The organism is Paenibacillus sp. FSL H8-0283 (assembly GCF_045040675.1).
Lineage (GTDB): Bacteria > Bacillota > Bacilli > Paenibacillales > Paenibacillaceae > Paenibacillus > Paenibacillus amylolyticus.
The window spans coordinates 348,462-368,385 of record NZ_CP150295.1 but is presented as its reverse complement, the minus strand read 5'-3'; the positions used below and the strand labels follow the sequence as shown (position 1 = coordinate 368,385).

11 protein-coding genes, 17 tRNA genes and 3 rRNA genes are annotated in these 19,924 nt (G+C 48.0%); 4 read left to right on the top strand and 27 right to left on the bottom strand.

All coding sequences use genetic code 11. The features are described from left to right. Window positions 1-63: 63 nt before the first annotated feature. Together MHI52_RS01820 and MHI52_RS01815 are read right to left on the bottom strand one after the other, a co-directional pair. Window positions 64-1,137, bottom strand: a complete 1,074-nt coding sequence (locus MHI52_RS01820; protein ID WP_036673000.1) for an ABC transporter substrate-binding protein — start codon at window positions 1,135-1,137, stop codon at window positions 64-66. A gap of 70 nt (window positions 1,138-1,207) precedes the next feature. Then, window positions 1,208-2,224, bottom strand: a complete 1,017-nt coding sequence (locus MHI52_RS01815; protein ID WP_405158325.1) for an ABC transporter ATP-binding protein — start codon at window positions 2,222-2,224, stop codon at window positions 1,208-1,210. Window positions 2,225-2,632: 408 nt separating this feature from the next. Here MHI52_RS01815 and MHI52_RS01810 point away from each other — a divergent pair, with 408 nt between their 5' ends. The 4 genes from MHI52_RS01810 to MHI52_RS01795 all read left to right on the top strand — a co-directional run bounded on the left by MHI52_RS01810 (window position 2,633) and on the right by MHI52_RS01795 (window position 7,749). Beyond that, window positions 2,633-3,541, top strand: a complete 909-nt coding sequence (locus tag MHI52_RS01810; RefSeq protein ID WP_076253950.1) for a LysR family transcriptional regulator — start codon at window positions 2,633-2,635, stop codon at window positions 3,539-3,541. Window positions 3,542-3,687: 146 nt separating this feature from the next. Next, a complete protein-coding gene (locus tag MHI52_RS01805; RefSeq protein WP_076319606.1) occupies window positions 3,688-4,548 on the top strand; it encodes a hypothetical protein in 861 nt (286 codons plus the stop codon). Window positions 4,549-4,922: 374 nt separating this feature from the next. After that, window positions 4,923-6,605, top strand: a complete 1,683-nt coding sequence (locus MHI52_RS01800) for an AraC family transcriptional regulator (protein ID WP_315371995.1) — start codon at window positions 4,923-4,925, stop codon at window positions 6,603-6,605. 94 nt (window positions 6,606-6,699) lie between these two features. Beyond that, window positions 6,700-7,749, top strand: coding sequence for an ABC transporter substrate-binding protein (locus MHI52_RS01795; RefSeq protein ID WP_405158324.1), 1,050 nt, complete (start codon window positions 6,700-6,702; stop codon window positions 7,747-7,749). Window positions 7,750-7,971: 222 nt separating this feature from the next. Here the strand turns inward: MHI52_RS01795 and MHI52_RS01790 are convergent, their stop codons facing one another. The 25 genes from MHI52_RS01790 to MHI52_RS01670 all read right to left on the bottom strand — a co-directional run bounded on the left by MHI52_RS01790 (window position 7,972) and on the right by MHI52_RS01670 (window position 19,813). Then, window positions 7,972-8,577 (bottom strand): short chain dehydrogenase, encoded by a 606-nt coding sequence (locus MHI52_RS01790; RefSeq protein ID WP_076329870.1) that lies wholly within the window; start codon window positions 8,575-8,577, stop codon window positions 7,972-7,974. Between the two features lie 184 nt (window positions 8,578-8,761). Then, window positions 8,762-8,832: transfer RNA gene (locus MHI52_RS01785), tRNA-Gly, on the bottom strand. 12 nt (window positions 8,833-8,844) lie between these two features. Next, a tRNA-Pro gene (locus tag MHI52_RS01780) sits at window positions 8,845-8,918 on the bottom strand. Between the two features lie 16 nt (window positions 8,919-8,934). After that, window positions 8,935-9,011 (bottom strand) — tRNA-Arg (locus MHI52_RS01775). Window positions 9,012-9,017: 6 nt separating this feature from the next. Continuing rightward, a tRNA-Gly gene (locus MHI52_RS01770) sits at window positions 9,018-9,092 on the bottom strand. Between the two features lie 8 nt (window positions 9,093-9,100). Further along, a tRNA-Leu gene (locus MHI52_RS01765) sits at window positions 9,101-9,187 on the bottom strand. Window positions 9,188-9,196: 9 nt separating this feature from the next. After that, a tRNA-Lys gene (locus MHI52_RS01760) sits at window positions 9,197-9,272 on the bottom strand. A gap of 9 nt (window positions 9,273-9,281) precedes the next feature. After that, window positions 9,282-9,356: transfer RNA gene (locus MHI52_RS01755), tRNA-Gln, on the bottom strand. 11 nt (window positions 9,357-9,367) lie between these two features. After that, a tRNA-His gene (locus MHI52_RS01750) sits at window positions 9,368-9,443 on the bottom strand. Between the two features lie 97 nt (window positions 9,444-9,540). Beyond that, a tRNA-Thr gene (locus tag MHI52_RS01745) sits at window positions 9,541-9,616 on the bottom strand. A gap of 23 nt (window positions 9,617-9,639) precedes the next feature. Continuing rightward, a tRNA-Asp gene (locus MHI52_RS01740) sits at window positions 9,640-9,717 on the bottom strand. 26 nt (window positions 9,718-9,743) lie between these two features. Continuing rightward, a tRNA-Met gene (locus MHI52_RS01735) sits at window positions 9,744-9,817 on the bottom strand. A gap of 16 nt (window positions 9,818-9,833) precedes the next feature. Beyond that, window positions 9,834-9,909, bottom strand: a tRNA-Val gene (locus MHI52_RS01730). A 6-nt stretch (window positions 9,910-9,915) separates the two neighbouring features. Beyond that, a tRNA-Glu gene (locus MHI52_RS01725) sits at window positions 9,916-9,987 on the bottom strand. A 16-nt stretch (window positions 9,988-10,003) separates the two neighbouring features. Then, a tRNA-Ser gene (locus MHI52_RS01720) sits at window positions 10,004-10,095 on the bottom strand. 3 nt (window positions 10,096-10,098) lie between these two features. Next, a tRNA-Asn gene (locus MHI52_RS01715) sits at window positions 10,099-10,174 on the bottom strand. 1 nt (window position 10,175) lies between these two features. Further along, window positions 10,176-10,251: transfer RNA gene (locus MHI52_RS01710), tRNA-Ala, on the bottom strand. Between the two features lie 33 nt (window positions 10,252-10,284). Further along, window positions 10,285-10,358: transfer RNA gene (locus MHI52_RS01705), tRNA-Ile, on the bottom strand. Window positions 10,359-10,416: 58 nt separating this feature from the next. Continuing rightward, window positions 10,417-10,533, bottom strand: a 5S ribosomal RNA gene (gene rrf / locus MHI52_RS01700). A 78-nt stretch (window positions 10,534-10,611) separates the two neighbouring features. After that, a 23S ribosomal RNA gene (locus MHI52_RS01695) occupies window positions 10,612-13,537 on the bottom strand. Window positions 13,538-13,844: 307 nt separating this feature from the next. Further along, a 16S ribosomal RNA gene (locus tag MHI52_RS01690) occupies window positions 13,845-15,397 on the bottom strand. Together the 16S, 23S and 5S rRNA genes with 17 tRNA genes alongside form the textbook arrangement of a ribosomal RNA operon. 614 nt (window positions 15,398-16,011) lie before the next feature. Next, complete coding sequence (gene rocF / locus MHI52_RS01685) at window positions 16,012-16,977, bottom strand: arginase (protein WP_405158323.1); 966 nt, start codon at window positions 16,975-16,977, stop codon at window positions 16,012-16,014. After that, complete coding sequence (locus tag MHI52_RS01680) at window positions 16,967-18,187, bottom strand: ornithine--oxo-acid transaminase (protein ID WP_405158322.1); 1,221 nt, start codon at window positions 18,185-18,187, stop codon at window positions 16,967-16,969. Before MHI52_RS01680 ends, rocF begins: the two co-directional genes overlap by 11 nt. A gap of 124 nt (window positions 18,188-18,311) precedes the next feature. After that, window positions 18,312-18,968 carry an amino acid ABC transporter permease gene (locus MHI52_RS01675; RefSeq protein ID WP_036671925.1) on the bottom strand — a complete coding sequence of 219 codons (657 nt, stop codon included), beginning with the start codon at window positions 18,966-18,968 and terminating at the stop codon, window positions 18,312-18,314. Between the two features lie 23 nt (window positions 18,969-18,991). Further along, window positions 18,992-19,813: a transporter substrate-binding domain-containing protein gene (locus MHI52_RS01670; protein WP_405158321.1), complete on the bottom strand. Its 822-nt coding sequence runs from the start codon at window positions 19,811-19,813 to the stop codon at window positions 18,992-18,994. Window positions 19,814-19,924 lie beyond the last annotated feature (111 nt).

Sequence of the window (19,924 nt, the reverse complement as noted above, 5' to 3'; positions counted from 1 at the left end):
TCACATGACTTTCCACAGACAGCAGGTATTCCTTTTGCCTAATTGTCTCTATCCTTGTTCTTCTTATTTAAAAGTCTCGGAAAAACGCGCCGCTGTCTCTTCGCCATGTTCGCTCATCCAGTTCCAATCCACTTTAAGTTGTGGAATATCCTTCACATTGGCACGGTTAGTCGCTTCAATGTCTTCGCGGCCCGGAATCAGATAAGCATCTGCAACAAGCTTCTGTGCTTCATCGGACAACAGGTAGTCAATGAACGCTTTGGCGTTCTCTACATTTGGACTGGATTTCAGAATCGCTGCCGGTCTTGGGCTGATGACCGTGCCTTCCTCAGGATATACGATATCCAGTGGTTCGCCTTTTGCCTTGGAGGAATACGCCATGTAGTCCACACCTGCTGCTACGATGCTTTTGGCACCCGTAATGACTGGATCAAGTGCTTCCTGATTGGCACCTGCCATCGCTACACCATTGGCTTTATAGGCACTCAGCAGATCCCATCCTTTTTCACCATTCGCACTCAGGTATCCTGTGATGAAGTCGAGTGCTGAACCTGATAATGTAGGGTCGGGAATGTTTACTGCATCTTTCCACGCAGGCGTAGCCAGCTCTGCCCAACTTGTTGGTGGTGTAGATACCAGTTTGGTGTTATACACAATGCCCAGTGCGGAAGCACTGCTGCTAAAATAGTTGCCCTCTGCATCCGACCAGTCCTTGTTCAACTTGTCTGCATTGGCTGCTTCAGGGTATGGCATAGTCAGTCCATCGGCTTTCAGAGCCTGTGCGGAAGGTAAAGAGGCCAGGATCACAACGTCTGCAACCGGATTGGATTTCTCAGCTTCCATACGAGCCAGAATTTTTCCTGTCGTTCCCTGGAACATCTCAACTTCGATCCCTGTTTTGTCTGTAAATCCGCTCACGATGTTATCCGCCAGCTTCTGTGGGCCAGCACTGTACAAGACCAACTTGCCACCAGCCGGTTTCGTTGTTTCCGCCGCTGCTGCCGTGTTTCCTTCGCCCGCGGGTTGTGCCGCGTTGCCTGTGGTCGAGTTCCCTGTACTACATCCGAACAAACTGATACTCATTACCGCTGTTAATAACAGCATTGCGCTCTTTTTCCGTGTTTTCATACCCAACATATTCGTCCATCTCCCCTGGTTTCTTATAAAATGTGTACTTCTGCTTCCAACTGCGTGCTCGTTCAACAATTTAATATGCCACTGCGATCGCTTCATTCTGCTTCATACTCGGGTGGTCATAACCGTCCATTCGGCATATCCGCTCAGGGGTTACATAGAGCTGCACACGCTCCCCTACGCGCACTCTTTGGTTCATATAGGCTGTCCACACGCCAAGCCCTTCCATCTGCACTCGTACTTCATAACGTTCACCTACATAGCTGACACTAAGTACCGTCCCCGGATAACACAGATCGTCATGACCTGTTTTGTTCCAGGTGACATGCTCTGGACGCACCATCGATTGATTAGGCGTGAGCCAGTTGGACTTTCCGATAAACGAAGCAACATACGGATCACTTGGCGCCGAGTAGATCGTTTCCGGGCTTCCCTTTTGCAATATCCGCCCCTTCTGCATCACCACAATCTCATCTGACATCGACATCGCTTCAATCTGATCATGTGTGACGTACAGCGCAGTCAATCCCATGTCCCGAACCAGTGACATCATCTCAATCCGCATCTCTTCCCGGAGTACAGCATCCAGTGCGCTCAGTGGTTCATCGAACAGGATCACACCAGGTCTGACCGCTACGGCTCTGGCAAAAGCAACCCGTTGCTGCTGTCCACCAGACAGCTGATGAGGATAACGATCTTCCATGCCTTGCAGGCGAACCATGCCAAGCGCTTCGTTCACCTTTTGCCGCAGATCAGATTTCTGTTTTCCGGCCTTCAGGCCAAACGCTACATTTTCGTATACGGTCATATGCGGCCATAATGCAAAATCCTGAAACACCATGCCCAGATTACGCTTGTGTGTTGGTATGTCAATCCGCTTCGCCGCAGAGTAGATACACTGACCATCTGCCCGAATCTCCCCCGCGTCCGGCTGTTCCAGCCCGGCCAACATGCGAAGCAGTGTTGTTTTGCCACAGCCCGATGGGCCGAGCAGGGTCGTGAACTTTCCATGCTCCAGCTTTAGATCTGTCGGCAGCAGTGCGGGTGTTTGATTAAATGATTTTTGAATTGCTGTCATCTCTAATTTCATAAGCATCCCTGCCTGTCTTCTGTTACTTGATCTCTTGCACTGTTCTCAGTCTAACGTCCGCTTTCGCGAGTTGTATGTCTTGTATGTAAAATTGGAATTAACTTTTTAGATGAATTCTGTTGATGTTCATAGATTAAATCTATAGTAGGTGAACTAAATTAATTTTCATGTTGTCGCTTCGATTACAGCACCATCTTCCGATCGCTGTTATCCCCAGATTTCTTATATTCCCTTTATGAAGGGAGAAATCCGGGGATAAAGGCGAACGCTTATGCTTCCGAAGCAGCTTTCTTCCAGAAAGCTTTTGGCTTCGCTTCTTCAGATTGGTTCTGTACTCTCCGTCTTTATGAAAAACATTAGATCATCTTATATATTGGGGCTAGTAGAAGTGAGAGGAGTGTCGGGACATTGAATCTGATCAAATTGCAAATTGTTGAACTGATCGACAAGCATCATCACATGACAAGCGTGGCCGAGTTACTGGGGATCAAGCAACCCACCGTTACATTTCATATGAAGTCATTGGAGGAAGAGATGGGCGTGCGATTATTCGAATCGCGTAGTGGAAAGACCTTTTTAACCGAAGCCGGACAGGCTTTGCTCCACTATTCTGTCAAAATCAATGCTCTGACCCAAGAGGCAAGACGGGTCGTAAAGGAATATGACAGTCTCTATCGGGGCACCCTGCACATTGGAGCAAGCTATGTACCGGCTACATATTTGCTGCCTACCATACTCAACACCTTTTCTCAGGAATTCCCGGGCATTCGTATTGTCTTATCCGTCAAACCATCACCTGTTATTCGCGAGATGCTGATTCGGCATCAGATTGACCTGGGGGTGATCTCTTCCGAGCCATTTGTTGGCCCTGCCCTGCAAGCAGAGACGTTATGTGAAGACGACCTGGTTTTAATCTGTTCCCCGCAACATGGGTTGGCCCAGAAGGATGCATTAACACCTGATCATATCGCGCAGATTCCTTTTGCCTTACATGGCAATGAATCCAGTACACGGCGGCTAACCAATCAATGGCTTGCGCAACATGATATTCGTTTGCGGAGTACCGTGGAGATGGATTCCCTGGAAGCGATCAAACAGCTCGTGTTAATCGGGGGGCATGTCTCATTCATGTCTCGGATGGCGGTACAGTGGGAGGAACAGCACGGGCTCATTCAAGTTCTTCCAATTCCGGGAGAGCAGGCACCGCGCCATATCTATACTGTACATAACAAGGATCGCCACCCTTCCGTTCAGGTAAACCGCTTCAAAGAAGTGCTGCGAGAGGTGAGTCACGGCTTCCCCATTTTCCATGGCTGATTGCCCTGATCCGCTATAAACTATCGTTTGCCATTCATCAAATCTATACAGGGTTAACGCAATGTGCGCTTCCCTTTAATCGCTTTCATATATTCAGGCGATAAAGTGAGTCTGTACGTTAATCCAGATTAGGAGAGTGATTGGTTTTGAAAAAGTGGAAAAAGGTAACCGCCTCATTGATGTTGAGCATCGTAACATTGGGAAGTGGAATGACATTTCTGGGAGCACCCCAGGCTTCAGCTGCTGCCAATGCCGTTCCTGCTTATGAAGTAAAGTTTCTGGCCAAGCCGGAACTTGTATTGAATACAGATGGGACACCACGCAGTGAAGTGATCCAGACACTCGGCCTAAATTCCACGCCAAGAAATATTAACGTAGAGTACTTCGACACCAATGCTCTCGGATTGGATCAACAAGGATGGAACGTTCGTTTTCGCAAAAAGGATGACAAGAATAACTACGAATTGACTTATAAAAAACGCTACCCTGTAATCAATGGCGACATCAACGCAGCGCTGACTCTGGCTAACCAAGAGGGATTTGATAAATCGGATGATAACTACGAGGCTGAGATTGATTGGGGATACGGCAAACAGACGCTGAGCTTCTCCAACACCAAAAAAGTCGATACCAAAGCGACAGGAGTCCAACTTCCTTCGCAGCAAGAAGCCTTGAACATGTTACTGGACAAGCTTCCGGGCAAATTGAAAAACTGGTCTGCCTCCAACTGGGGCAAGCAGCAATTGACTCAATCCCGTGCATATGGTCCAATCACATTCCAACGATATGAAGGTACATGGAGTGGTCAAGAGCTTACACTCGAAGTATGGCCGATCCGTGACGCAGCAGGTACAGGTATTGAGAATATCGTAGAGGTTTCTTTCAAAACCGATGATGCTGTAGCCGTATCCGGACTCCGTACCCAACTGCTGCAATTACTGGAGAACAACAACTGGCTGATTCCTGCAGATGGCTTGAAAACACAGACGATTCTGGAAAGATACTAATCGCAAGCTCTAATTAAAAAGACAAGTTCCTCTTCCTGCGGACATCGTAGGAGAGGGGCTTGTCTTTTTTTGCGTAGTGAATTAAATGATCTGTTATTTAAGTAATTCTACGATTAACATCAGTTAAGATTTTCACTAATTATTCGCTCAACGGTTTAGATGATGGGAACTATGTATTGGCTATTTTCCAACTCGGTAACCTATTTCAATTCAAGTTATAGTGGAAAGTTACGCGGTTCAATGATTAGAATTCGCTATTTCATTTTCATATTATCATATGGACTTCTTATTTGAATGACAATATGCGATAATTGATAATTATTCTCAAATACATCATATGTAATGTTACTATTGCAAGTTAAGGAGGGATTCTGGTGACTTTGCAAGTCTTTCCACTGATATCTAACGGTGACCATACCCGTGACCTATATGCAAGATTCAAGACATCCGAAGTTCTCGATCAAGCGTCTTTTCTTGCCCCATTCGTATTAGCGGACTCACATCTTCTGCTCATCTGTACTGGCGGTGAAGCCGATATCCGTATTGGGCATAGGCTGAATCATGCCACACTCGGCAAGATGTATCTGATCCTGCCAGGAACAGCGATAGAATATACAACGGATGAGGTTCATCCTTTACAGGGCATCGCGATATATTTTGATATGTTGAAGCCTCTCTCCGACATCAATAAAGCTACTTCCGGATCTACTGTAATGGAGGTATACCAAAAAGGGTTACTTCGTTCGGCTTATGCTGATGAGTTGCCGCATGAACTTTTTCAGGAATGTACCAGAATTGCCTCACAGCTCCATGAATGCATCTCTGTACCTCAAGAAAATCGTCCATTTCGCATTCAGACTTTGATGCATGAATTGTTAACCCATGTGTATGCTCCTCCCAAAGAAAGTGCAATAGGAGATTCCGAACACACCTCTGCTTTGGATCAAACGCTTGAACTTATTGAGCTTGGATATGCTGAGCATCTTTCTCGTGAAGTTCTTGCCGGAGTGGCAGGCATGAGTGTGTGGCACTATTCGCGGGTATTCAAAAACAGCACTGGCATCAGTCCCATGGAATACGTGAATAGCATCCGCATGGACCGGGCCAAAGAGATGCTGCTCGTCCCCGGCCAAACCATCAAACATATCGCCTCACAGGTTGGTTTTCAGGACGAGTTTTACTTTAGTCGCAAATTCAAAAAATATGTTGGCGTGTCTCCCTCTACCTATCAACGACAGAAACGCAGTAAAATTGCCGCTCTCTCCTTCGGAACCACTGGCCATCTGCTGGCATTACAGATCATCCCCCATGCGGCATTGATCGATAACCGACGGGATCAACACAGGAATCTTTTTTTCTCCAATATCCCTTATCATCTGGGGCGTAGCAAACGAATGAATCCTCATATCTGGCAAACCAACGTTGAGTTGTTGATGCAAGCGAGCCCTGACCTCATACTCTGTAATGAGTACGAAGCCCATACGTTAAAAAGAACGCTACAGCGAATTGCGCCTACCATCGTTATCCCATGGAAAGGATTGAGCTGGCGGGAACACTTCATACAAGTTGCCTCCATTGTGGGACAGCAACAAGATGCTCAGCAATGGTTGGAGCAGTACGATGACAAGGTAATCCAAGCCAAAGAGCAGCTTACTCATTTAATCGGTAAGGATACGGTCTCCATTATTCATATCATGATGGGTCATCTGTTAATCTACGGGCGACGCAATGGGGGCGCTGTTCTATATAACGACCTGGGCGTGGCGCCTTCACATGATCTGCTTCCAGGGCAAGTCTATCGTGCATTGGATGAACAGGAGTTGCCTCAAATGGTTGGAGATCGCATGTTACTGATTGTGGACCAGGACTCAGAATCCCAGCAACGTTGGCATAAACTACAACATACTCAGCAATGGCAAGATTTGATGCCTGTGCAGAACCAACATGTATATCTGCTAGATGAAATGCCGTGGTTGGATTATTCACCATATGCTCATGATCAGATCATCGATGAAACCCTGAAACTTTTTGGTGGAACTCAGCACATTAATCCATGACCGGATAGCACAGAAGGCTATGTCTCCCCCAACATGAGACCGCTACAATATAAAGTGTACTGAGAATCAATATCATTAGAAACACAGGGGGATTATGATGTACAAACAGCAATATGTCAAAATAACGGGGATCCTGTTCATACTCGCGATGTTACTTGTTGCGTGTGGACAGACACCTGCAAGCACTTCGCAGCCATCTGCAGATGGCGTAAAATCAGCTGCGGGGACAGATGGGGACTCATCCACTGAATCAGCTACTAAGACCGTGGAGAGCGCCAGTGGCAGCAAAGAAATCCCGGCACATCCCGAACGGATTGTGTCCATTAATATGGAGGACATTCTCCTCTCCTTGGAGGTACCACTGGTACTTGCTACACCTATTGGTCGGCAAGATTACCTGAATGAGCAACTTGAAGCTCAAGGCGTGGATGTCGAACCCATCAATGAAAGTGTCAATTTTGAAGCTGTAGTCAGCGCCAATCCGGACCTCATTATTGCCAATGCCAGTTTGGATGCCAAAATTCTCGAACAACTCGAGAAGATCGCGCCTACGATCACTTATGATCGCCGTAATTGGCAGGAATCTATCGTGCAGGTAGCTACTGCGCTAGATATTGAAGAGCGGGCTGAACAGCTTTTACAAAAAAATAAAGACCAAGTAACTGAATCTCAGAAGCTCGCAGCCGATATCACCAAGACCAAACCTACAGCTGCATTCCTGCGCCTGGAAGAGAAGGATATGCGTTTGTTCTTCTCTTCCATTCCATCCACGCCATTTCCAGCTTCCAGTTATGTAGGAGCGGGTTATGAGGTTGGATTCACTCCCGACGCTCTCGTTACCAAACTTGAGGCAGAGAATCCGGAACGGATGAATGCCAGTATCTCGGTTGAGCTTTTGCCTGAAATCAAAGCAGACTATCTGTTTATCGTGTCCATTAGCTCAGATGGGTCAGCTGAAGCGTTGCAAAAAACAAAAGATGAACTCAATGAAATCCAGCAACTTCAAGTATGGAAAAGCCTACCCGCTGTTCAAAATGGTCATGTCTATGTCCTCAATGCTAAGAAATGGCTCATTGACGGCCCTATTGCCGAATCGCTCAAACGTAATGAGATGCTCGAAGTTCTTGGACTACCTGCTCCATAATAGTAAACATACTTCTGTTTCATCCACAACAAACAAAAGGAGATTCCCCGGATTTTCGGTGGATCTCCTTTTTATTTAATATTTCAAATGGCCTCATTCAGTTCTGTTTCATGAACAATCATTCTACATGCTTAACAGCAAATGTATTTCATGTACACCTTTCTCATCCTGCAATTAATTAGGGATAGGTAATCATCAAAATCATATATAATTTTCCTACTTTTAATATATTTTGAAATTTTGGGCTGTTTCAATCCCAAGTGCACTCTGGATAAACGTATTAGCCACTTTTTCTACAGGTACAGGATTAAATCCAATAAAGAAATCCTTATATTTCTCCGCCGACTCTACAAACAGATTAGGACTAACCGAATTCAAACGAATGCCTCTTGGCAACTCAAACGCTGCCGCTTTAGCAAACGAATCAATAGCCCCATTGACCATAGCACTTGATGCACCTTGCTCAATAGGGTGGTCTTGTATAATGCCACTGACCAGCGTGAAACTCCCCTTGTCGTTAATATAGTGCTGTCCAATCAATACGATATTGACCTGTCCAAGCAGTTTACCCTGCACACTAATCATATTGTTCTCAGGTGTCAGTTCTTCGAGTTTCGCATAATGGGTCTGGCCCGCCGCCACAATGACGTAATCAATATTTCTCACCGTTTCGAAGAGGGTAGTAATACTCTCTGTCGACGTCATATCCACCTGAACATCCCCGGATTGTCTACCTGCGGTAATAACCTCAACGGAATAATCTCTCAGTTTCGCAACAACGGCTTTACCTAATGTTCCGTTTCCACCAATGACCAGAGCTCTTTTCATTACTGTTTGTCCTCCTTTATAACTAAATACGGTTAATCAGATAAGAATTGTTCTATTTATTTAAACAAAGATTCCATCCTTAATCAAATGACAATTGACCCTATTTTAAATAAATTACACTTATTCTTTTTAACACAAAAAAAGCCTTTGCTATAAGCAAAGGCTCTTCTATATGTTACTCGGAAGCGGGTGATGGGAATCGAACCCACGCTATTAGCTTGGAAGGCTAAAGTTCTACCATTGAACTACACCCGCAAATAAAAAAAATCGGGATGACACGATTTGAACATGCGACCCCCTGGTCCCAAACCAGGTGCTCTACCAAGCTGAGCTACATCCCGATACTTATGAGAATAATGGCGCGCCCTGAGAGATTCGAACTCCCGGCCTTTTGATTCGTAGTCAAACGCTCTATCCAGCTGAGCTAAGGGCGCAAATATTGGAGCGGAAGACGGGAATCGAACCCGCGACCCTCGCCTTGGCAAGGCGATGCTCTACCGCTGAGCCACTTCCGCAAAACATATGGTGCGGTCGAGAGGACTCGAACCTCCACGGGGGTTAGCCCACACGGACCTGAACCGTGCGCGTCTGCCAATTCCGCCACGACCGCAAAATATAATGGTGAGTCATGAAGGGCTCGAACCTTCGACACCCTGATTAAAAGTCAGGTGCTCTACCAACTGAGCTAATGACTCGTAATGAAATGGCTGGGGATATAGGATTTGAACCTATGCATGACGGAGTCAAAGTCCGTTGCCTTACCGCTTGGCTAATCCCCATTAAAAAATCATGGGGCGATCGAGGGGAATTGAACCCCCGAATGCCGGATCCACAAACCGGTGCGTTAACCACTTCGCCACGACCGCCATAGAGTAAGCCATTCATCCACTAAGAGAATCTTAGTATTAACAATTTCACTTGTAATATACATTCTATCACAAATTCAGATGTAAATACTAAAAATGGTGCCGGCGAGAGGACTTGAACCCCCAACCTACTGATTACAAGTCAGTTGCTCTACCAGTTGAGCTACACCGGCACGGTGTATATTTAATTAAAAAATGGCGGAACCGACGGGATTCGAACCCGCGATCTCCTGCGTGACAGGCAGGCATGTTAGGCCAACTACACCACGGTTCCAGATCACTTTCTCAAGGAAAGTATAATTGCGGGGGCAGGATTTGAACCTGCGGCCTTCGGGTTATGAGCCCGACGAGCTACCGGGCTGCTCCACCCCGCGTCGTTATAAAGTTATATGGTGGAGGCTGAGGGGATCGAACCCCCGACCCTCTGCTTGTAAGGCAGATGCTCTCCCAGCTGAGCTAAGCCTCCATAATATGACCCGTAGGGGATTCGAACCCCTGTTACCTCCGTGAAAGGGAGGTGTCTTAACCCCTTGACCAACGGGCCTTGCTAAAAAAATATCTGGCGGAGAGAGAGGGATTCGAACCCTCGAGACGCTTGTGACGCCTACACGATTTCCAATCGTGCTCCTTCGGCCAGCTCGGACACCTCTCCATATGGCTCCCCGAACAGGGCTCGAACCTGTGACAACTCGATTAACAGTCGAGTGCTCTACCAACTGAGCTATCAGGGAATGGTGGAGCCAAGCGGGATCGAACCGCTGACCTCCTGCTTGCAAGGCAGGCGCTCTCCCAGCTGAGCTATGGCCCCATACACTGTGTATTTCTTGTTGTGGTCTTGCTATGGGCCCTGGTGGACTCGAACCACCGGCCTCACCCTTATCAGAGGTGCGCTCTAACCAACTGAGCTAAGGGCCCTAATATATATCCCTTATTCCTTAGCAAGGGGGCAAAAAAAATACCCCAAAGGGAAATCGCTTGGCGGCGTCCTACTCTCCCAGGACCCTGCGGTCCAAGTACCATCGGCGCTAGAGGGCTTAACGGTCGTGTTCGGGATGGGTACGTGTGGAACCCCTCCGCCATCGCCACCAAACGCATAGCTTAGCTTACATTCAGAGATCGTTCTCTGAAAACTAGATTCGAAACGAAACACGCGAATTATCACTTGCTATTGGATAAGCCCTCGACCGATTAGTACTGGTCAGCTCCATGCATTGCTGCACTTCCACCCCCAGCCTATCTACCTCGTCGTCTTCAAGGGGTCTTACATACTGGGAAATCTCATCTTGAGGGGGGCTTCACGCTTAGATGCTTTCAGCGTTTATCCCGTCCGTACATAGCTACCCAGCGGTGCTCCTGGCGGAACAACTGGTACACCAGCGGTACGTCCATCCCGGTCCTCTCGTACTAAGGACAGCTCCTCTCAAATTTCCTACGCCCACGACAGATAGGGACCGAACTGTCTCACGACGTTCTGAACCCAGCTCGCGTACCGCTTTAATGGGCGAACAGCCCAACCCTTGGGACCTACTTCAGCCCCAGGATGCGATGAGCCGACATCGAGGTGCCAAACCTCCCCGTCGATGTGGACTCTTGGGGGAGATAAGCCTGTTATCCCCAGGGTAGCTTTTATCCGTTGAGCGATGGCCCTTCCATGCGGTACCACCGGATCACTAAGCCCGACTTTCGTCCCTGCTCGACTTGTAGGTCTCGCAGTCAAGCTCCCTTATGCCTTTGCACTCTTCGAATGATTTCCAACCATTCTGAGGGAACCTTTGGGCGCCTCCGTTACTCTTTAGGAGGCGACCGCCCCAGTCAAACTGCCCACCTGACACTGTCCCCGCACCGGATTACGGTACCAGGTTAGAACCTAGATACGATCAGGGTGGTATCCCAACGTTGCCTCCATGCAAGCTGGCGCTCACACTTCAAAGGCTCCCACCTATCCTGTACAGATCGTACCCAAATTCAATATCAAGCTGCAGTAAAGCTCCATGGGGTCTTTCCGTCTTGTCGCGGGTAACCTGCATCTTCACAGGTATTAAAATTTCACCGGATCTCTCGTTGAGACAGCGCCCAAGTCGTTACGCCATTCGTGCGGGTCAGAATTTACCTGACAAGGAATTTCGCTACCTTAGGACCGTTATAGTTACGGCCGCCGTTTACTGGGGCTTCGGTTCACAGCTTCGGATTGCTCCTAACCACTCCCCTTAACCTTCCAGCACCGGGCAGGCGTCAGCCCGTATACTTCGCCTTACGGCTTCGCACAGACCTGTGTTTTTGCTAAACAGTCGCTTGGGCCTTTTCACTGCGGCCCCCTCGTGCTATTCACACTACCGGGGCACCCCTTCTCCCGAAGTTACGGGGTCATTTTGCCGAGTTCCTTAACGAGAGTTCTTCCGCGCGCCTTAGAATACTCTTCTCGCCTACCTGTGTCGGTTTGCGGTACGGGCACCATCACCTGGCTAGAGGCTTTTCTTGGCAGTGTGAGATCATGACCTTCGCTACTATAATTTTCGCTCCCCATCACAGCTCAGCCTTACAATGTGCGGATTTGCCTACACATCAGCCTTACTGCTTAGACGGACATCCATCAGTCCGCGTCACTACCCTACTGCGTCCCCCCATTGCTCATAACGGCTTACGGTGGTACAGGAATTTCGACCTGTTGTCCTTCGACTACGCCTTTCGGCCTCGCCTTAGGTCCCGACTTACCCTGAGCGGACGAGCCTTCCTCAGGAACCCTTAGGCTTTCGGCGGATCAGATTCTCACTGATCTTTTCGTTACTCATACCGGCATTCTCACTTGTATAATGTCCAGCGCTCCTTACGGTACACCTTCAACCCTTATACAACGCTCCCCTACCCCTGATGCAAAGCATCAAGCCATAGCTTCGGTGGTGTGTTTAGCCCCGTTACATTTTCGGCGCAGAGTCACTCGACCAGTGAGCTATTACGCACTCTTTCAATGATGGCTGCTTCTAAGCCAACATCCTGGTTGTCTGTGCAACTCCACATCCTTTCCCACTTAACACACACTTGGGGACCTTAGCTGATGGTCTGGGCTGTTTCCCTTTTGACAATGGATCTTAGCACTCACTGTCTGACTCCCGGAAGTAAGTCTATGGCATTCGGAGTTTGACTGAGCTTGGTAACCCTTGCGGGCCCCGCACCCAATCAGTGCTCTACCTCCACGACTCTGTTTTCCGAGGCTAGCCCTAAAGCTATTTCGGGGAGAACCAGCTATCTCCGAGTTCGATTGGAATTTCTCCGCTACCCCCACCTCATCCCCGCATTTTTCAACATGCGTGGGTTCGGGCCTCCAGTGCGTGTTACCGCACCTTCACCCTGGACAGGGGTAGATCACCCGGTTTCGGGTCTACGTCCACGTACTAATTCGCCCTATTCAGACTCGCTTTCGCTGCGGCTCCGGCTCTTCACCTTAACCTTGCACGGGAACGTAACTCGCCGGTTCATTCTACAAAAGGCACGCCATCACCCCTAAAACGGGCTCTGACTTTTTGTAAGCACACGGTTTCAGGTTCTATTTCACTCCCCTTCCGGGGTGCTTTTCACCTTTCCCTCACGGTACTGCTTCACTATCGGTCGCTAGGAAGTATTTAGCCTTGGCAGATGGTCCTGCCGGATTCATACGGGGTTTCACGTGCCCCGCACTACTCGGGATCCGTCTCGGAGGGAACAGACTTTCAACTACAGGGCTTTTACCTTCTTTGGCGGGCCTTTCCAGACCTCTTCGCTTAACCGGTTCCTTTGTAACTCCATGTGAGACGTCCCACAACCCCAAAGAGCAAGCTCTCTGGTTTGGGCTTCTCCGCGTTCGCTCGCCGCTACTGACGGAATCACTATTGTTTTCTCTTCCTCAGGGTACTTAGATGTTTCAGTTCCCCTGGTATGCCTCTGCATAACCTATGTATTCAGTTATGAGTAACTGGAAATTACCCCAGCTGGGTTTCCCCATTCGGACACCCCCGGATCAAAGCTTGCTTACAGCTCCCCGAGGCAGTTTCGTTGTTCGCCACGTCCTTCATCGGCTCCTAGCGCCTAGGCATCCTCCGTGTGCTCTTAGTAGCTTAACCTCGTGCTCCGGTTTCGACTGCTCGCTTCTCTTGTTTTGCTTGCGCAAAGCCAAAAGTCGCTCCCACCCGATACCATCGTACGTGCAATCTACCTTATAAAAACACTTCACTTGTTTACACAAGATCAGCTTAAAGGAATGTTCTAATTCGCGTTTGTTTCGTTTCGATATCTAGTTTTCAAAGAACAAGCTCCATGCAAAAGCAAGCTGTTTGAGAGTTTGAGCTCTCAAAACCGAACAACGAGTGAGTGTTTTGCAGCTAAGCTGCGTATTTGAATGTTTCCGTTGCAGGAAACGATTCTCCATAGAAAGGAGGTGATCCAGCCGCACCTTCCGATACGGCTACCTTGTTACGACTTCACCCCAATCATCTATCCCACCTTCGGCGGCTGGCTCCTTGCGGTTACCCCACCGACTTCGGGTGTTATAAACTCTCGTGGTGTGACGGGCGGTGTGTACAAGACCCGGGAACGTATTCACCGCGGCATGCTGATCCGCGATTACTAGCAATTCCGACTTCATGCAGGCGAGTTGCAGCCTGCAATCCGAACTGAGACCGGCTTTGTTGGGATTGGCTCCATCTCGCGATTTCGCAGCCCGTTGTACCGGCCATTGTAGTACGTGTGTAGCCCAGGTCATAAGGGGCATGATGATTTGACGTCATCCCCACCTTCCTCCGGTTTGTCACCGGCAGTCTATCTAGAGTGCCCACCCGAAGTGCTGGCAACTAAATATAAGGGTTGCGCTCGTTGCGGGACTTAACCCAACATCTCACGACACGAGCTGACGACAACCATGCACCACCTGTCTCCTCTGTCCCGAAGGAAAGATACATCTCTGCATCGATCAGAGGGATGTCAAGACCTGGTAAGGTTCTTCGCGTTGCTTCGAATTAAACCACATACTCCACTGCTTGTGCGGGTCCCCGTCAATTCCTTTGAGTTTCAGTCTTGCGACCGTACTCCCCAGGCGGAGTGCTTAATGTGTTAACTTCGGCACCAAGGGTATCGAAACCCCTAACACCTAGCACTCATCGTTTACGGCGTGGACTACCAGGGTATCTAATCCTGTTTGCTCCCCACGCTTTCGCGCCTCAGCGTCAGTTACAGCCCAGAGAGTCGCCTTCGCCACTGGTGTTCCTCCACATATCTACGCATTTCACCGCTACACGTGGAATTCCACTCTCCTCTTCTGCACTCAAGTCACCCAGTTTCCAGTGCGATCCGGGGTTGAGCCCCGGGATTAAACACCAGACTTAAATGACCGCCTGCGCGCGCTTTACGCCCAATAATTCCGGACAACGCTTGCCCCCTACGTATTACCGCGGCTGCTGGCACGTAGTTAGCCGGGGCTTTCTTCTCAGGTACCGTCACCTTGAGAGCAGTTACTCTCCCAAGCGTTCTTCCCTGGCAACAGAGCTTTACGATCCGAAAACCTTCATCACTCACGCGGCATTGCTCCGTCAGGCTTTCGCCCATTGCGGAAGATTCCCTACTGCTGCCTCCCGTAGGAGTCTGGGCCGTGTCTCAGTCCCAGTGTGGCCGATCACCCTCTCAGGTCGGCTACGCATCGTCGCCTTGGTGAGCCGTTACCTCACCAACTAGCTAATGCGCCGCAGGCCCATCCCCAAGTGACAGATTGCTCCGTCTTTCCAGTTCCCTTCAGGCGAAGAAAACAATTATTCGGTATTAGCTACCGTTTCCGGTAGTTGTCCCAAACTTGAGGGCAGGTTGCCTACGTGTTACTCACCCGTCCGCCGCTAACCATCCGAGAAGCAAGCTTCTCTTCAAGTCCGCTCGACTTGCATGTATTAGGCATGCCGCCAGCGTTCGTCCTGAGCCAGGATCAAACTCTCCAATAAAGTATTGAAAAGAGCGATAAGCTCATTTTGAATCTGACGAGATTAAAAATCTCATTTGTGCTCCAGTCGATCCAAGCCAAGGCTTGTCTCAAACTTTTGCGTTCATTCTGCAAGCAGAATGTTTACTCACTCGTTGTTCAGTTTTCAAAGATCAAACTTGTTTTGTTACCGAATGTTGTTCTCTTCAGCAACTCTTATATAATATCATGTCCGAACCAACTTTGCAAGCTCTTTTTTTAAGTTTCTTTCGAAGCTTATTTCATTTGCTTGCCGCACCGTGTAAACCGTGTTTTCTTGGCCGGAATTAGAATATATCATGTACAGATTTCAATTGCAAGTCTTTTTTCAAAAATGATAATCACCCCACATCATCAGCACGATATGTAATCTGACGCTCCTGTACTATAGAAATCACTCTCAGCATCCTCATTACGGCACTTCTAATATACTTATCCATTAAACATAACCAGGGAAGCCACTTCCACTGCGATTGCAGTGAACAATTGATTGTGTACTAGCCCCGGTTTTCAGAGATCACATTTTTCTTTCCTTCTATAATAAATAAAGTACACTTCTCAGGCACAGCTTACACACTCCGCTTCACTTCTCAGTGCTTACAATATGCGCTTACCAAGTAACGAAGCAATCAGTTCCACACCAAGTCGTGCCGTGTGTCTATTGCGATCCAACAACGGATTCACCTCAACCAGTTCCATGGACGTAACTTGATTTGTGGAAGCAAGCATCTCCAATGCATAATGTGCTTCTCGGTAATTCAAACCACCCGGTACTGGTGTGCCTACACCTGGAGCTTCACGTGGATCCAGACAATCCAGGTCAAAGCTGACATGAATACCATCTGTCCCTTTTCCAGCTATAGCTATTGCCTGCTCAATAACTTGCTGTATTCCCATCCGGTCAATATCATGCATCGTAAATGCTCGGATTCCCAGTCCCTTAATCTGCTCTTTCTCATACTCATCCAGATCACGCAGACCAATATAGACCAAGTTGGACGGATCAATAAACGCGCCCGCTCCAGCAATGTGCGACAGATTGAATGCAGTATGCCCCAAGGATGCAGCCACACTCATCCCATGCATATTACCGGACAAGCTTCGTTCTTCCGTATTCAAGTCTGCATGCGCATCAAACCAGATCACACCCAAATTCGAATAGTGCGCTGTTAGACCGGCAAAAGTACCAATCGCTACACTATGATCTCCCCCAAGCACAAGTGGGAAAGCCCCCTCCTCTACTGCGCCTGATACTTCACTACACACCTTCTCACTAACCTGACGTACCTCATTTAAGTGTTTTACACGATTCCGCTCAATAGGGGTAGCAGGTTCAGAAGGACAATCTACCCGCACTTCTTTGGAAAGCACTAACCCAAGACTCGCAATCTCCCGCTTCAGTCCAGCTGTAATCAATTCATCTGGCCCCAACTCTGCTCCACCTCTTGCTCCACCGAGTCCAAATGGAACCTTAATGATAGCAATATTACGCCGCACAGATGTTTGACTTGTATCAATAGAAGTATCTTTTATTCCACCATGTACATCATCATCATTTTTCATGTAGGTCAGCTCCCTCATTGGTGATCAACACCTGCTCAATTCTCTCCAGTGCCCAGTCAATCTCGAACTCTTTAATCATCAGTGGTGGGGCAAATCGAATGGTTGTCTCATGGGTTTCTTTACACAGCAGTCCAGTAGACATCAACCGCTCACAATAAGGGCGGGCTGGTTCATGCAGTTCAACACCAATAAATAAACCTTTCCCCCGAATATCCCGTATGGCTGAACTGCGAATATCTCGAAGTCTTTTCATAAAATAGTTCCCCAGACGCTCCGATCGCTCAGCAAGCTTCTCATCTTCAAGAACATCCAGAGCTGCTATAGCCACGGCGCAAGCGAGTGGGTTACCCCCAAACGTAGAACCATGAGACCCCGGCTCAAACAAATCAAGTATCTCCGCATCAGCAGCGATAGCCGAGATGGGCATGACTCCTCCCCCCAGCGCTTTGCCCATAATCCAGATGTCTGGTTCAACCCCTTCCCAGTCGGAGGCAAAACGGCGACCTGTTCTGCCAAATCCGGTCTGGATCTCATCAGATACAGTCAACACCTGCTGGCTCTTACACAGAGCAAAAGCTTCTGCCAAATATCCATCAGGCGGGATAACGATTCCAGCTTCGCCCTGAATAGGCTCTACAAGAAAACCAGCCGTATTTGGTGTAATGGCCTGCTTCAGCGCTTCAATATCTCCATAGGGAATAATCCGGAATCCAGGTGTGAACGGCCCAAAATCTTTTTTATACTCCGCTGAAGAAGAAAAAGAGGTAACCGTCAGAGTTCTTCCATGAAAGTTACCAGAGCATACGATAATCTCGGCTTGATTTTCCGGTACACCTTTGCAACGATAAGCCCATCTACGTACCGCCTTCACCGCAGTCTCCACCGCCTCCGCTCCTGTATTCATGGCGAGAATCTTCGATTTCCCCGTGAATTGTGAGAGTTTCTGATAAAAAAGAGAAGCTGAGCTGCTGTGGAATGCCCGTGATGTCAGCGTAACCTGATCTGCCTGATCCTTGAGCGCCTGTATGATCACAGGATGTCTATGACCATGATTCAATGCAGAGTATGCACTTAACATATCCATATAACGGCGGCCTTCAGGGTCTTCCACCCACACCCCTTCCGCCTGTTCAATAACAATAGGGAGCGGATGATAATTAGGTGCAGCATAACGCTCCGACCAATCAATTAACATTTTGGAATCTGACATACACACCCAACACCTTTCCAAAATATTGTATACAAAATACAATAACAATGTATGCGATGCCATCGCCATTTACGACTACATCTCTCTTTTTCCACTCCAGCCTAATCCAATCCTTTATCCATAGTTAGCGAGAAGTAGAAAGTCTACGTTCCAACCAAGAGAGTAAATTTGCCAGTGTAAATGTGATTATAAAATAGAGGCCGGCGGCAACAAGCAGCGGAGCAAGCGGCTGGAACGTAACACCCTGAATCGTTCTGGCCGTGTAAATAATCTCGGCTATGCCGATCATGGAGACAAGCGAAGAATCTTTAATGATAATAATGAATTCATTACCGATGGCTGGAAGCATGTTACGAAAAGCCTGCGGCAGTATAATATAACGAAGTGTCATACCATTTGTCATACCAAGGGAGCGCGAAGCTTCGGTCTGTCCTTTATCAATCGCTTGAATCCCGGCCCTGAACACCTCTGCCATATAGGCCGAGCTATTCATCGTCAGAGCTACCACCCCCGACATAAATGCCGGCAAGTTCACACCTACAACCGTCAGACCATAATGAATAATAAGAATCTGTACGAGCATTGGCGTTCCTCGAATGAGTTCAATATACGCCGATGCCACAAATTTAATTGGCCATATTCGGGATATTCGCATTAGCGCCATGATTACACCCAGCAACGTACCAAACAATACACCGAAGAAGGAAAGTTCAAGCGTGACCCACGCACTTCGTGCATAATCCTGCCAATGTTCTAATAGAAAGGAAAAATCTAAATTCACGGCATATCCCTCACTCGTCCGGTTTATTCGCCGAGCATCTCATTCGCTTCAACGACGAACCGTTCAATATCTCCGTTTGTTTTGAGCTTTTCCAATGTAGTGTTGATCTGATCCAGCAGCTTCTGATTACCTTTCTTCACTGCGATGGCCGAACCACCCTCGTCTTCAGCCTGTTTAATCTCCACACCTGCAACAACAAGCCCCTCTTGGTTCTTCACATACTGTTCAGCCACCGGCTTCTCCAGGATGAGTGCGTCTACACGCCCCGTCTGCAACTCCAGAATCAGTTCAGGTATTTTGGCCAGAGAAGTGAGCTTTGCCCCCTCTATTTCCCGAGCAATCCCTTCCTGAATGGAACTCTTTTGTACACCAACCTGTTTACCTGATAGATCATCTATGGACTTTAATGCCGCACCTTCCCCATCTCTAACAAGTACAGCCTGCTCTGCATAATAGTAGATATCCGTAAAATCAACATTCTTCTTTCGTTCTTCGGTAGGGGTTAAGCCTGATATCACAAAATCAACCTTATCTGTACCAAGGGCCATAAGAAGGCCATCAAAGTCCATGTCCTCAATCTTCAGCTCGGCTCCCAGATCAGCCGCAATTGCTTTGGCAATCTCGATGTCAAAACCTACAATGGTATCTTTACCATCAATTTTCTTATGAAATTCATAGGGTGCATAGTCCGCACTGGTTCCAAGTACAATGACTTCCTTTTCCGCAGAGCTACTGCCCGAAGACGAAGTAGCGTCTGATCCGGTTCCTGTCGTTTTTTCCTGCCCACATGCGGACATGAATACAACCACTAACAACAGCATCATTGGCAAAAGCACTTTTTTCACACATCATACCCCTATTCTTTTTTTTGAATAAGTAACATAATGGTTTGCATACAATATACATAAGACAATATATGGACTTATATGTAAGTAATACTAACAAACATTCTGGTT

Bases quoted from the DNA above. Each gene is read 5' to 3' on its own strand.
- MHI52_RS01820 (WP_036673000.1), bottom strand. From the start codon at position 1,137: ATGTTGGGTATGAAAACACGGAAAAAGAGCGCAATGCTGTTATTAACA.
- MHI52_RS01815 (WP_405158325.1), bottom strand. From the start codon at position 2,224: ATGAAATTAGAGATGACAGCAATTCAAAAATCATTTAATCAAACACCC.
- MHI52_RS01795 (WP_405158324.1), top strand. From the start codon at position 6,700: ATGATGTACAAACAGCAATATGTCAAAATAACGGGGATCCTGTTCATA.
- MHI52_RS01790 (WP_076329870.1), bottom strand. From the start codon at position 8,577: ATGAAAAGAGCTCTGGTCATTGGTGGAAACGGAACATTAGGTAAAGCC.
- rocF (WP_405158323.1), bottom strand. From the start codon at position 16,977: ATGAAAAATGATGATGATGTACATGGTGGAATAAAAGATACTTCTATT.
- MHI52_RS01680 (WP_405158322.1), bottom strand. From the start codon at position 18,187: ATGTCAGATTCCAAAATGTTAATTGATTGGTCGGAGCGTTATGCTGCA.